The organism is Variovorax sp. V35 (assembly GCF_041154465.1).
GTDB lineage: Bacteria > Pseudomonadota > Gammaproteobacteria > Burkholderiales > Burkholderiaceae_C > Variovorax > Variovorax boronicumulans.
Genome location: NZ_AP028666.1, coordinates 401,586 through 414,120 on the forward strand (window position 1 = coordinate 401,586; position 12,535 = coordinate 414,120).

Here is a 12,535-nt window from a genome sequence, read left to right on the forward strand (position 1 = left end):
CCTTCAGGCCTCGGCGATCTCGGCCACGATGTGGCGCGCGGCCACCTGCGTGCCCACGGCCACATGCAGCGCCGCGACGCGGCCCGCGCGCGGTGCGCAGTGCACGTGTTCCATCTTCATGGCCTCGAGCGTGACCAGTGGCTGGCCTGCCGAGACGGTGTCGCCCTCGGCGGCCAGCAGCGCGACCACGCGGCCGTTCATCGAGGCGCGCAGCAGGCCGTCACCGCCGCCCGCGCCGGCGCGCGGGACGGCCACGTGCGTGAGGTCGTCGAGGCGGTGGGCGAGGCCGTCGAAGTGGAGGTCCGTGCGTTCGCCGCGCCGCACGACCCATGCCTGCGCGGCCACGCCGTTGCAGGCAAAGCGCACCGGGCCGTCGTCCGGCAGCGCCAGCAGCGCGAGCGTGGCCGGCGCGGCGTCGTCCAGCACGACCTCGAAATGCGCCGCGCCGCGCGGCGTCACGCGCGCCGTGTGCACCGCCCCGTCGAGCGCAAAGCGCAAGGCGTTGGGCAGCGTGTGTGCCAGCGGCGAGGGCCAGCCGCGCGCGCCGGTCTGCAGCAGCAGGGCCGCGAGCAGGGCGGCGCGCGTGTCGGCTGCCGCGTCGGCGGCGAGCAGCGCGTCGAGGTGGTCGCCGATGAAGGCGGTGGTCGCTCCGCCGCTCGCGAACACCGGGTGCGCGAGCGCGCGCTGCAGCAATGCCTGGTTGGTCGGCAGGCCCAGTGCGATGGTGTCGCGTAGGCCCGCCAGCAGCCGCTGTCGCGCTTCGTCGCGCGTGCGGCCCGACGCGATGAGCTTGGCGATCATCGAGTCGTAGAAGGGCGGCACTTCGGCGCCGTCGCGCAGCGCGTGCTCGGTGCGCAGCGTAGGCGACGGACGCCACGCCGTGAGCGTGCCGCTCTGCGGCAGGAATCCCTGCTGCGGGTCTTCGGCGCACAGGCGCACCTCGATCGCATGGCCGGTGATGCGCACGTCGTCCTGCGTCAGCGGCAGCGGCTCGCCGGCCGCCACGCGCAGCTGCAGCTCGACGAGGTCCAGCCCCGTCACCGCTTCCGTCACGGGATGCTCCACCTGCAGCCGCGTGTTCATTTCCATGAACCAGTACTGGCCTTGCGCGTCGAGCAGAAACTCGAGCGTGCCCGCGCCTTCGTAGGCGATGGCCTTGGCGGCGGCCACGGCGGTGGCGCCCATGCGTGCGCGCAGCGCGGCGTCGACGGCCGGCGAAGGCGCTTCCTCGATCACCTTCTGGTGGCGCCGCTGCACCGAGCAGTCGCGCTCGCCGAGGTGAATCGCGTGACCGTGGCGGTCGGCAAACACCTGGATCTCGATGTGGCGCGGCGCGACGATGGCGCGCTCCAAAATCACGGTGGCGTCGCCGAAGGCATGCAGCGCCTCGGACTGCGCGCTCTGCAATTGATCGGCAAAGGCGCCGGCCGAGGCCACGAGCCGCATGCCGCGCCCGCCGCCGCCGGCCGTGGCCTTGATCATCACGGGCCAGCCGATGCGTTCGGCCTCGGCGGCCAGCGTGGCGGTGCTTTGATCGTCGCCCTGGTAGCCGGGAATGCACGGCACGCCGGCCGCCTGCATGAGCCGCTTGGCGCCGGCCTTGTCGCCCATCGCGACGATGGCCTCGGGCGATGGCCCGATGAAGACCAGCCCTGCGTCGCGACACGCCTGCGCGAAGGCCGCGTTCTCGGCGAGGAAGCCGTAGCCCGGGTGCACCGCATCGGCGCCACTGGCGCGGGCCGCTGCAACGATCGCGTCGATGTTCAGGTAGCTCTGCGCAGGCAGCGGCTCGCCGATGCACACGGACTCGTCGGCCCGGCGCACGTGCTCGGCGTCTGCATCGGCGCGGGAGTACACGGCGACCGTGCGGTAGCCCATGGCGCGTGCGGTGCGCATCACGCGCACGGCAATTTCGCCGCGGTTGGCGATCAGGATCTTCTTGAATGCGCTCATGGCCGTGCCACCGAAAACTGCATGGGTTGCGGGGCGCGTGCCTCGGCGTCGCGGCAGATCGACAGCGCCTCGGCCAGCACGGCGCGCGTGTCGCGCGGGTCGATCACGCCGTCGTCCAGCAGCAGCGCGCTGGTGGTGAAGACGCTCATCTGGCGCTCGAAGCGCTCGACGATCTGGCGCTGCATCGCGTCGATCTTGTCGCGGTCGACAGCGCCCTTGCGGGCCATGCCTGCCTCCATCACGATGGCCATGGTCTGCGCGGCCTGCTCGCCGCCCATCACGGCGGTGCGCGCGTTGGGCCAGCTGAAGCAGAAGCGCGGCGCAAAGCCGCGCCCGCACATGCCGTAGTTGCCCGCGCCGTACGAGGCGCCGCAGTGCAGCGTGATCTGCGGCACGTTGGCGCTGGTCACGGCCTGGATCATCTTGGCGCCGTGCTTGATGATGCCGGCCTCCTCGTGCGCGCGGCCCACCATGTAGCCCGTGATGTTCTGCAGGTAGACGATGGGCGTGCGCGACTGGCAGCAGGCCTGGATGAAGTGCGTGGCCTTGGTGGCGCCGTCGGAATCGATGGGGCCGTTGTTGGTGATGATGCCCACCGCGTGGCCTTCGAGTCGGATGTGGCCGCAGACCGTGGCGCTGCCGTAGTGCTCGCTGAAGGCCAGGAACTCCGAGCCGTCGGCGATGCGCGCGATGACCTCGCGCATGTCCACTGGCCGGCGGCCGTCGGCGGGCATGAGGCCCATCAGCTCCTCGGCGTCGTGGCGCGGCGGCGCGAAGGCGCGCGGCGCCTCGTCGCGCGCCCAGTCGATGCCGCCGAGGATGGCGCGTGCGATGCGCAGCGCGTCGCGGTCGTCCTCGGCCAGGTAGTCGCCCAGGCCCGAGATGTGGGTGTGCATGACGGCACCGCCCAGTTCTTCCTCGGTGGCGATCTCGCCGGTGGCGGCCTTCAAGAGCGGCGGGCCGGCCAGGAAGGCCCGCGTGCGGTCGCGCACCATCACGATGTAGTCCGACAGGCCCGTCTGGTAGGCGCCGCCCGCGGTCGACGAACCGTGCGTCACGGTCACCACCGGCAGCCCCGCGGCCGAGAGCCGCGCGAGGTTGCGGAAGATGTTGCCGCCGCGCACGAAGTCCTGCACGCGGTACTGCATGAGGTTGGCGCCCGCGCTTTCCACCAGCTGGACGAAGGGCAGCTTGTTCTCCAGCGCGATCTCGTGCAGGCGCAGCTGCTTGTCCAGGCCCATGGGCTGCAGCGCGCCGGCGTCGATGCCGGAGTCGGAGGCGCTGATCATGCAGCGCACGCCCGCCACGCGCCCGATGCCGGCGATCAGGCCGCCGCCGGGCACGCTTTTCGAAAGGTCGGGGTTGTCCTGGCCCAGGCCCGCCAGCGTGGCCAGCGGCAGGAAGGGCGCGCCGGTGTCCAGCAGCAGCGCGAGGCGTTCGCGCGGCAGCAACTGGCCGCGCTTGGCGAAGCGCTCGGCCGAGGCGCTGGAGGCGGCCACGGCGCGGGCTTCGTGGGACCGGACCTGCTCCAGCAGCGAGAGCATGCTGGCGCGGTTGGCCTGGTAGCTGTCTCCGGCGGTGTGCAGCCGGGATTCGAGGAAGGGCATGGGGGTCTGTGCGGTGCGCGCGTGTCGTTTCGCACAGACTTTAGGAGGCGGGCCCCCGGCCCGCTTGCGCCAACTAGCTGGGGCGCACGCGCCGTTGTGCGGCGGGGGCGGCGTCCAGACTGCTGCCCGTGACCACCCAGTAGATGAAGATCAGCACCGCGCCGGCCGTGCCGAACACCGTGAGGCCCATGTAGCTGCCGCCCAGCGAGAGCGCGTCGACCGGGGCGGCCGCCGTGCAGATCATGCTGGCCGCGCTCATGCCCACGTAGTGCATGGTGCACACCGCCACGCCCATCACGGCGGCGGCGGCCACCTGGTGGCTCAGCTTGCGCAGGTTGAAGGCCAGCCACAGCGCCGCGGCGGCGGCCGTGATGGCGATGACCACCGACAGCGCGACCATGCTGAAGTCGAAGCTCATCGTGGCCCGCATGTTCATCGCGAACATGCCCATGTAGTGCATCACGCACACGCCCAGGCCCGCCAGCAGGCTGCCGGCCAGCCAGCCCGAGCGGCTGAACTTGGCGCGCCCGCCCGCCAGGTACAGCGCAATGCCCGAGATCAGGATGGCCGCCACCAGCGACACGATGGTCAGCGGCATGTTGTACGCGATGCCGAAGGGCAGTCGGTAGGCCAGCATGCCGATGAAGTGCATCGACCAGATGCCGATGCCCCCCAGCGCCACCGCGGCGCAGGCCACGATGGCCAGGTTGGGTTTGCCGTCGGCACCGACCATGCGCCCGGCGCAGATCAGGGCCACCAGCGAGCCGAAGAAGGAAATGACGAACGAAAGCGCGACCAGCCCCAGGGAGTATTCGGGCGATAGCACTTGGCCTACGACGAGTGGAGTCATGCGATGTCCCTTCGGAAAGAGCGCTTCGCAGACCCCGACTGCCCTATGCGATCGGAACGCTGCGACGCGTCCCGACCAGTTTGTAATATGTGTTTATAAAAGTAAACAGAAACTTGTACTAATTGTTACCCTGAATGACAGGCCGAATTCGATAGATCGAATTGTTCCTGTCGGCCGCCACGTAGACCGTGCCGTCGCGGCCCACGGCCACGCCCGTCACCACGTACGGCGGGGGCAGGCCGGGCCCGGCCGCCAGGCCGATGGGCAGGTTCTCGGCGACGGTGCGGCGGGTGCCGGTGGCCGGGTCGATCTCGACCAGCCGGCGCGCCGCGCTCTCGGCCACGATGAAGCTGCCCCACGGCGTCTGGGCCAGGCCCTCGGGCAGCGCCAGCCCGTCGGCCACGGTGCGCAGGGGCGCGCTGGCGTCCAGCGGAATGCGCAGCAGCTTGCCGGCGGCCTCGGTCACGTAGAGCGCGCCGTCCTGGCCGACCACCAGTTGCACCGGGCCGTTCAGCCCGCTAGCCAGCACTGACTTCTCTGCAAACTTCGGCCCGCTGGCGCGGGTGATGCTGCCGGTGGCGAGTTCGGCGTAGATCACGCTGCCGTCGGGCATCGGCAGCGCGTCGAACGGGGCCTTCAGGCCGTGGATCGTTTCGACCGTCTTCAGGGTCTGTCGGTCGACCAGCTGCACCGAGCCCGTGAACCACGAGGTCAGCGCGAAGAGCTTGGGCGACAGCCCGACCGCGAAGGGGTAGTCGAGCTCGGGGTCGCGCTGCATGCGGAACACGTCGCGCACCTCGCCGGTGCGCACGTCGACCTGCCGGAAGCCGAAGACGTCGGCCACCCACAGGTCGTTGCCGTCGATCTTCAGGCCCGCCGGCACCGCCACCTTGCCGCTGGTGAGCGTGCGCAGTTCGCCGGTGGCGGGGTTGAAGGCCTGCACCTCGTTGTTGGCCATGTTGGAGACGTAGATCGTCCCGTCGGGCGTGTCCTTGGCGATGGCGAGGTTGTCGAGCGACGGGCGCAGCTGCTTGGCCACGGTCTTCTTGCCGCTCGCAAGATCGACCTTCACCAGCTCGCCGCTGCGCGCATCGACGACCCAGAGGTTGCCCTTGCCGTCGAGGTTGGCGGCAGCCGGGATCTTGAAGCCGTCGGCGATCACGGTCAGGTTGCCGTTCGCCGGGTCGATCTTCACGACCTGGCCCTTGAACCACAGCGGGCCGTAGAGCAGGCCGTCGGGCCCGACCTCGAAGCCGTTGAAGCCGCCCATGTCCTTCTTGATGAGCCGGGGCGGCTGCTTGCCCTCGCGGTCGATCTCCCACAGCGCGTCGCCCAGGAACACCTGCGAGGCGTACAGCTTGCCGTTTCGGCGGTCGAAGTCGAGCGAGTTCAGGCCGGGCAGGTCCTTGGCGAGCACGCGCAGCGGCGCGCTCTCGTTCTCGCGGTAGCGCAGCATGCCCATGAGGTAGTTGGTCCAGGCCAGTTCGCCCTTCGGCCCGACCGCGATGTCGTCGGCCTGGCCCTCGGGCGCATCGATCAGCACCTTGGCGGCGCCGGTCTGGCGGTCGACCTCCCACAGCGTGTTGCCGAGCACGGAGCCCGCCAGCAGCCGGCCCTTCGCATCGATGGCCAGGCCGTGCACGCCCGCGAAGGACGAGGGGGCCACGAGCACTTCGGGCGCGGCCCAGGCGGCGGGGCGCTTGGGCGGTGGCGACAGCGAACTGCAGGCGGCGAGCAGGGCGAGGGCGGCGGTCAGCGCGGCAGCGCGGATCGTGCGACGGGGCATGGCGATCTCCTCTGGGGTTGGCGTTGTGACGGATGCGGCAGTGCGCCCGCAGTCTAGGAGCCGGAGGAGGCCGCGCAGTCGCTCGCGGGACAAGACGCGGACTTTCGTCCGCTGCGGATAACCCGCAGCTTCAGTTGCGCAGCAGCTGCGTCGCCGTGTGGATCAGCAGCCCCACCAGCCCGCCCACCAGCGTGCCGTTGATGCGGATGAACTGCAGGTCGCGCCCGATGTGGCGCTCGAGCTCGTCGGTCATCTCGTGCGCGTTCCACTCGCCCACGCGTTCCTCGATGTAGCGGCGGATGTCCTCGCGGTAGCGCTCGATGGCCGCCGGCGCGGCGGCTTCGAGCTGCTCGTTGATCCAGGCGCGGATGGCCGCGTCGTTCTGCAGCCGCTGGCCCAGCGCGCCGGCCATGGTGGCGATGCGCTGGCGGATGGTCGAGTCGGGGCGCCCCAGGTCGTCGTGCAGCCAGCCCAGCAGCTCGCCCCACAGGCCGTGCAGGTAGTCGCCCAGCGCGGGGTGCGCGATGAGCTCGGCGCGGATCTGCTCGCCGCGCTGCTGGAACTCGGGGTCGAGCTTCAGGCGCACCACGAAGTCGTCCACGAAGTGGTCGAAGCGCCGGCGCATTGGATGGTCGGGCTCGGCCGCCAGTTCGGCCAGCGTGCGCGCGATGGCGGCCACGATCTTGCGCGTGGCGAGCTTGGCCGCCACCTGGTCCAGGCCGACATAGCGCAGCGTCTTGATCTCGCGCGCGATGGCCTCGGTGATGTGCGCCTGCACCTCGTCGCCGTCGAGCAGCTCGGCCACCTGCTGCAGCACGTCGTCGAGCAGCGCCTGGTGGCGCCCGCCGGCCGTGAGCGCATCGAGCGCCTGGCCGGTGAGGCGCGAGAGATCGATCTTCGCCAGGCCGGCCGCGGCGGCGCGGCCCATGAAGTCGCGCACCCGCTCGTCGTCGAAGGCGGCCAGGCCGTAGCGCGTGGCGGCCACGCCCCATTCGCCGAGCCGCTCGCCGCTGGCGGGCCGGGCCAGCCACTCGGCGATGCGCCCCGCCGCGTCGAACTGGCGCAGCTTGGCCAGCACCTGGGCGGTGCTCAGGAAGTTGTCGCAGATGAAGCCCGCGAGCTTGGCGCCGATGCGGTCCTTGTTGCTCGGGATGATCGCCGTGTGCGGGATCGGCAGGCCCAGCGGGTGGCGAAACAGCGCCACCACCGCGAACCAGTCGGCAATGGCGCCGACCATCGCGGCCTCGGCAAAGGCCGCCACGTAGCCCCAGGCCGGGTGCTGGCCGTGCAGCGCGCTGGCCAGCGCATACAGCGCCGCCGCCGCGCACAGCAGGCCGAGCGCGACGCGTTTCATGCGTTGCAGTGCGCCGCTGCCGTGGTCTTCAGCCAATGGTGTGCGAGGTCGCGAGGCGCTCCATGAACAGCTCGCAGCGCGCCAGTTGGTCCAGGCTCACGAACTCGTCGGGCTGGTGCGCCTGCTCGATGCTGCCGGGGCCGCACACCACGGTGGGGATGCCGGCGTTCTTGAACAGGCCCGCTTCGGTGCCGAAGGCCACCAGCGTGGTGCGGTCTTCGCTGGCCAGGCGCTGCGCGAGCAGCGTGACCGGGTCGCCGGCCGCGCCCAGGAAGCTCGGGATCTCGCAGATCGTTTCGAACTTGAAGCCTGCGTCGGGCGCCACCTTCTTCATGGCGGGCTCGATGCTCGCGGCGTACGCCAGCACGTCGGACTGCATGCGCCTGGCGTCGGCCGTGGGCAGATCGCGGAATTCGTAGCGGAACTCGGCGTCGCGCGGCACCACGTTGTCGGCAATGCCGCCGTGGAACTGGCCCACGCTGGCGGTGCTGAAGGGCACGTCGAAGCCGTCGTAGCGCGGCTCGCTGCGCTCGAAGTCCTCGGCCATGTCGCGCACCTTGCCGATCACGCGCGCGGCCATCTCGATGGCGTTGACCGACTTCGGCGTGAGCGACGAGTGCGCCTCCTTGCCGCGCACGCAGCACTTGTAGCGGTACACGCCCTTGTGGGCGATGGCGGGCACCATGCTGGTGGGTTCGCCCACGATGCAGGCCAGCGGCTTGATGCCGGCGTCGCGCATGTCGGCAATGAGTTCGCGCACGCCGAAGCAGCCGATTTCTTCTTCGTAGGTGAAGGCGAAGTGCACGGCGAAGGGCGCGTCGCCCTCGAGGAAGCGCTGGGCGTTGGCCAGCGCGATCGCGATGTAGCTCTTCATGTCGGCCGAGCCGCGACCGTACAGGCGCTCGTTCTGCACCACGGCCGACAGCGGGTCCACGCTCCAGGCCTGGCCGTCCCAGGGCACCGTGTCGGTGTGGCCCGAGAGGATCACGCCGGCCGGCTTGCCCTCGCCCAGCGTGGCGAACAGGTTCGCCTTGGTGCGCTCGGCGTTGTAGGTGATGCGGCTCTTCACGCCGAGGGCGGCGAGGTGCGCCTGGGCGAAGTCGATCAGCTCGAGGTTGCTGTTTGCGCTCACCGTGTTCATGCGAACCAAGGTTTGCGCCATCAAGAGGCTCTGGGGAGAAAGCGTGTGCTGCATGCAACAGATTGTCCGGGAAGTTGAACGCCCGTGCAGATGGGTATCGGCGTTGTCACGCGCAGCGGGTAGCCTGCCTCCTCTTTTTTCTTTGTTTGGATGGAGAAGACAACATGCGCATGTCCCTGCAGATCACCCTGACCGCCGCGGCCGCCCTGAGCCTGGCCGCCTGTGGCACCACCGGCCCGGCGGCGAACAAGCTGCTCACGCTGGACGGCAACCCGCCGCTGGTCATCGCCCACCGCGGCGCCTCGGGCTACCTGCCGGAACAGACGCTGGAGTCGTACGCGCGCGCCATCGAGCTGGGCGCCGACGTCATCGAGATGGACCTGGTCTCCACCAAGGACGGCGTGCTCATCGCCCGCCACGACCCCAACCTGGCGATCAGCACCGACGTGGCCAAGCACGCGCGTTTTGCCTCGCGCAAGAAGACCATCCAGGTCGACGGCGAAACCCAGACCGGCTGGTTCAGCAACGACTTCACGCTGGCCGAGATCAAGACCCTGGGCGGCATCTCGACCGACGCCGAGCGCCCGCAGGAATTCAACGGCAAGTTCAAGGTCGTGACCTTCCAGGAGATCATCGATTTCGCCAAGGCCAAGACGAAGGAAACCGGCCGCACCATCGCGATCTACCCGGAAACCAAGAACCCGACCTACTTCCGCGACCTGGGCATGCCCATGGAAGACAAGGTCATCGCCGCCATCAACGCCGCCGGCTGGAACAGCAAGACCGCGCCCATCTACGTGCAGTCGTTCGAGCCCGGCAGCCTCAAGTACATGAAGAGCAAGGGCCTGAACACCCGGCTCATCCAGCTGATCGACGGCGACGGCATCGACATGAAGACCGGCGCCATGACCTACGCCGTGCCGGTCGACCGCCCCTACGAGTGGACCAAGGCCGGCGACAAGCGCAACTTCGACGTCATGGTCACGCCCGCCGGGCTGGCCGAGATCAAGACCTACGCCGACGGCATCGGCCCCTGGAAGCGCTACATCGTGAGCGTCAAGGGCACCGTGGGCGCCGACGGTAAGGTGGTGGACGTCAACAAGGACGGCAAGATCAACGACGCCGACGCCACCTCGACGGCCCCCACCACGCTGATCGCCGACGCCCACAAGGCGGGCCTGTTCGTGCACCCCTTCACGTTCCGTAACGAGTCGCGCCGGCTCGCGTCCGACTACAACAAGGACGGCAAGAACGAATACGCGGTCTATTACAAGCTCGGCGTCGATGGCGTGTTCACCGACTTTACCGACACCGCGCTGGCCGCGCGCACCGAGTACCTCAAGAGCATCGGCCGCTGAGGGTTTGCCCGGCACGGTCTTTGCGGCGCATTCCGCAAAGCCTAGACTGTGTCTTATGAAACTCATCGACTCGCTCGTCACGCAGGCGGCCGGCATCGCGGCCGTCCGGCGTGACCTTCATGCCCACCCTGAACTCTGTTTCGAAGAAGTCCGCACCGCCGACGTGGTGGCAGGCAAGCTCACCGAATGGGGCATTCCCATCCACCGCGGCCTGGGCACCACCGGCGTGGTCGGCATCGTCAAGAACGGCACCAGCACCCGCGCCGTCGGCCTGCGCGCCGACATGGACGCGCTGCCCGTCACCGAGCTCAACACCTTCGCCCACGCCAGCCAGCACCACGGCAAGATGCACGCCTGCGGCCACGACGGCCACACGGCGATGCTGCTCGCGGCGGCCCAGCACCTGGCCAAGCACCGCAACTTCGACGGCACCGTCTACCTGATCTTCCAGCCGGCCGAAGAGGGCGGCGGCGGCGCGCGCGAGATGATCAAGGAAGGGCTCTTCGAGCAGTTCCCCATGGACGCCGTCTTCGGCATGCACAACTGGCCCGGCATGAAGGCCGGCCAGTTCGCCGTGAGCCCCGGCCCGGTGATGGCCTCGGGCAACAAGTTCCATGTGAACGTGGTCGGCAAGGGCGGCCACGCCGCGCTGCCGCAGACCGGCATCGACCCGGTGCCGATCGCCTGCGAGATCGTGCAGGCCTTCCAGACCATCCTCACGCGCAAGATGAAGCCGACCGACTCGGCGGTGATCTCGGTCACCACCATCCACGCCGGCGAGACCAACAACGTGATCCCCGACAACTGCGAGCTGTCGGGCACCGTGCGCACCTTCTCGCTCGAGGTGCTCGACATGATCGAGGCCAAGATGAAGCAGATCAGCGAGCACATCTGCGCCGCGCACGACGCCACCTGCGAGTTCCGCTTCGAGCGCTACTACCCGCCGACCATCAACACCGAGGCCGAGGCCGACTTCGCGCGCCGCGTGATGGGGGGGATCGTCGGCCCCGAGAACGTGCTCAAGCAGGAGGCCGCCATGACCTCGGAAGACTTCGCCTTCATGCTGCAGGCCAAGCCCGGCGCCTACGCCTTCATCGGCAACGGCGACGGCTCGCACCGCGACGTGCACCACGGCGAAGGCCCGTGCACGCTGCACAACGCCAGCTACGACTTCAACGACGACCTCATCCCGCTGGGCGCCACCTGCTGGGTGCAGATCGCCGAGCAGTTCCTGAAGCCCGGCACCGGCGGCGCAGCGGCATGATCGGCATCGGCGAGGCCTTTTCGCCGCGCTACGCCCAAGCGCGCCAGAAGTTCCTGCAGGGCTGCGTCAGCGCCGGCCTCACGGTCGAGCCGCATGCGCACCCGCTCAAGGGCCGCGACGGCGAAGAGCTGTCGATGGACGTGGCGCTCGACGGCGACGCCAACGCCGAGCGGCTGCTGGTCGTCACCAGCGCCTGCCACGGCGTCGAAGGCCACTGCGGCAGCGGCGTGCAGGTGTTCGCGCTGCACGACGCCGAATGGCGCGAGAAGGCCAAGGCACAGGGCGTGGCGGTGCTGTACGTGCATGCGCTGAACCCGCACGGCTTTTCGTACGGCCGCCGCGTGACGCACGAGAACGTCGACCTGAACCGCAACTTCCTCGACTTCTCGAAGCCCGTGCCGGTGAACGAGCCTTACGCGAAGCTTCATCCGCTGCTGCTGCCTGACACCTGGCCGCCGACACCGGACAACCAGGCCGCGATCGAGAAGTGGATCGAGAAGCACGGCGCCACCGCCTACCAGGCAGCCGTCACCAGCGGCCAGTACCAGTTCGACGACGGCCTGTTCTTCGGCGGCAAGGCCCCGACCTGGAGCAACAAGACCATCCGCAGCGTGTTGCGTCGCCATGCAGGCCACGCGAAGCGCCTGGCCTGGATCGACCTGCACACGGGGCTCGGCCCCAACGGCCTGGGCGAGCGCATCTTTGCCTGCCGCGACGACAAGGTGGCCTACGCCCGCGCCAACGCGTGGTGGGGCACACCGGCGGCGCCCGTCACCTCGATCTACGACGGCTCCTCGACCTCGGCGCTGCTGCGCGGGTTGATGTGGGACGCCGTGTACGAAGAGTGCCCGCAGGCCGAGTACACCGGCATCGCGCTCGAATACGGCACGCTGCCGATGCTCGAAGTGACCGGTGCCTTGCGCGCGGACCACTGGCTGCACAAGCACCCGGACGCACCGGCCGACCTGGCCGATGGCATCCGCGCGCGGATGGTGGAGGCGTTCTATACGGACAGCGACGCCTGGCGCGGCCAGATCGTGAGCCAGGCGCGGCAGGCGATGTTCCAGGCGGTGGACGGCCTTTCGGCCTGACCGCACCCCAGCCGCGTGCCCTCGTGCCCAGGACACTGGGTGCTTCCCGCAGCGAAATCAAGGAGGAGGGCGAAGCCCGGGGGACATTCGCGGAGGGAAGTACCCGGTGGCCTGGGCACGCCCCCCGAACC

At 69.6% G+C, this 12,535-nt stretch carries 9 protein-coding genes; 3 read left to right on the plus strand and 6 right to left on the minus strand.

All coding sequences use genetic code 11. The features are described from left to right. Positions 1 to 3: 3 nt before the first annotated feature. The 6 genes from ACAM42_RS01890 to argE all read right to left on the minus strand — a co-directional run bounded on the left by ACAM42_RS01890 (position 4) and on the right by argE (position 8,745). Entirely contained in the window at positions 4 to 1,953 is a 1,950-nt protein-coding gene (locus ACAM42_RS01890; protein WP_369630944.1) for an acetyl-CoA carboxylase biotin carboxylase subunit, read from the minus strand. After that, complete coding sequence (locus ACAM42_RS01895) at positions 1,950 to 3,560, minus strand: acyl-CoA carboxylase subunit beta (RefSeq protein WP_369630945.1); 1,611 nt, start codon at positions 3,558 to 3,560, stop codon at positions 1,950 to 1,952. Before ACAM42_RS01895 ends, ACAM42_RS01890 begins: the two co-directional genes overlap by 4 nt. Before the next feature lie 73 nt (positions 3,561 to 3,633). Further along, complete coding sequence (locus tag ACAM42_RS01900; RefSeq protein WP_062472795.1) at positions 3,634 to 4,410, minus strand: MHYT domain-containing protein; 777 nt, start codon at positions 4,408 to 4,410, stop codon at positions 3,634 to 3,636. A gap of 118 nt (positions 4,411 to 4,528) precedes the next feature. Beyond that, on the minus strand, positions 4,529 to 6,196 hold the full coding sequence (locus tag ACAM42_RS01905) for a hypothetical protein (protein WP_369630946.1): 1,668 nt from the start codon (positions 6,194 to 6,196) through the stop codon (positions 4,529 to 4,531). Between the two features lie 130 nt (positions 6,197 to 6,326). Beyond that, on the minus strand, positions 6,327 to 7,550 hold the full coding sequence (locus tag ACAM42_RS01910) for a DUF445 domain-containing protein (RefSeq protein ID WP_369630947.1): 1,224 nt from the start codon (positions 7,548 to 7,550) through the stop codon (positions 6,327 to 6,329). 28 nt (positions 7,551 to 7,578) lie between these two features. Then, entirely contained in the window at positions 7,579 to 8,745 is a 1,167-nt protein-coding gene (argE, locus tag ACAM42_RS01915; protein WP_369630948.1) for an acetylornithine deacetylase, read from the minus strand. A 110-nt stretch (positions 8,746 to 8,855) separates the two neighbouring features. On the opposite strand from argE, the gene ACAM42_RS01920 reads away from it, so the two are divergent. The 3 genes from ACAM42_RS01920 to ACAM42_RS01930 are packed head-to-tail and all read left to right on the plus strand — an operon-like array spanning position 8,856 to position 12,404. Then, the gene (locus tag ACAM42_RS01920; protein ID WP_369630949.1) at positions 8,856 to 10,049 is read left to right on the plus strand and encodes a glycerophosphodiester phosphodiesterase; all 1,194 of its coding nucleotides are present in this window, start codon (positions 8,856 to 8,858) and stop codon (positions 10,047 to 10,049) included. Positions 10,050 to 10,104: 55 nt separating this feature from the next. After that, the gene (locus tag ACAM42_RS01925) at positions 10,105 to 11,313 is read left to right on the plus strand and encodes a M20 aminoacylase family protein (protein ID WP_369630950.1); all 1,209 of its coding nucleotides are present in this window, start codon (positions 10,105 to 10,107) and stop codon (positions 11,311 to 11,313) included. Continuing rightward, a complete protein-coding gene (locus ACAM42_RS01930) occupies positions 11,310 to 12,404 on the plus strand; it encodes a M14 family metallopeptidase (RefSeq protein ID WP_354345370.1) in 1,095 nt (364 codons plus the stop codon). The genes ACAM42_RS01925 and ACAM42_RS01930 overlap by 4 nt, the downstream gene beginning before the upstream one ends. Positions 12,405 to 12,535 lie beyond the last annotated feature (131 nt).

Coding starts and splice junctions, on each gene's coding strand:
- ACAM42_RS01890 (WP_369630944.1), bottom strand. CDS start 1,953: ATGAGCGCATTCAAGAAGATCCTGATCGCCAACCGCGGCGAAATTGCC.
- ACAM42_RS01895 (WP_369630945.1), bottom strand. CDS start 3,560: ATGCCCTTCCTCGAATCCCGGCTGCACACCGCCGGAGACAGCTACCAG.
- ACAM42_RS01900 (WP_062472795.1), bottom strand. CDS start 4,410: ATGACTCCACTCGTCGTAGGCCAAGTGCTATCGCCCGAATACTCCCTG.
- ACAM42_RS01905 (WP_369630946.1), bottom strand. CDS start 6,196: ATGCCCCGTCGCACGATCCGCGCTGCCGCGCTGACCGCCGCCCTCGCC.
- ACAM42_RS01910 (WP_369630947.1), bottom strand. CDS start 7,550: ATGAAACGCGTCGCGCTCGGCCTGCTGTGCGCGGCGGCGGCGCTGTAT.
- argE (WP_369630948.1), bottom strand. CDS start 8,745: ATGCAGCACACGCTTTCTCCCCAGAGCCTCTTGATGGCGCAAACCTTG.
- ACAM42_RS01920 (WP_369630949.1), top strand. CDS start 8,856: ATGCGCATGTCCCTGCAGATCACCCTGACCGCCGCGGCCGCCCTGAGC.
- ACAM42_RS01925 (WP_369630950.1), top strand. CDS start 10,105: ATGAAACTCATCGACTCGCTCGTCACGCAGGCGGCCGGCATCGCGGCC.
- ACAM42_RS01930 (WP_354345370.1), top strand. CDS start 11,310: ATGATCGGCATCGGCGAGGCCTTTTCGCCGCGCTACGCCCAAGCGCGC.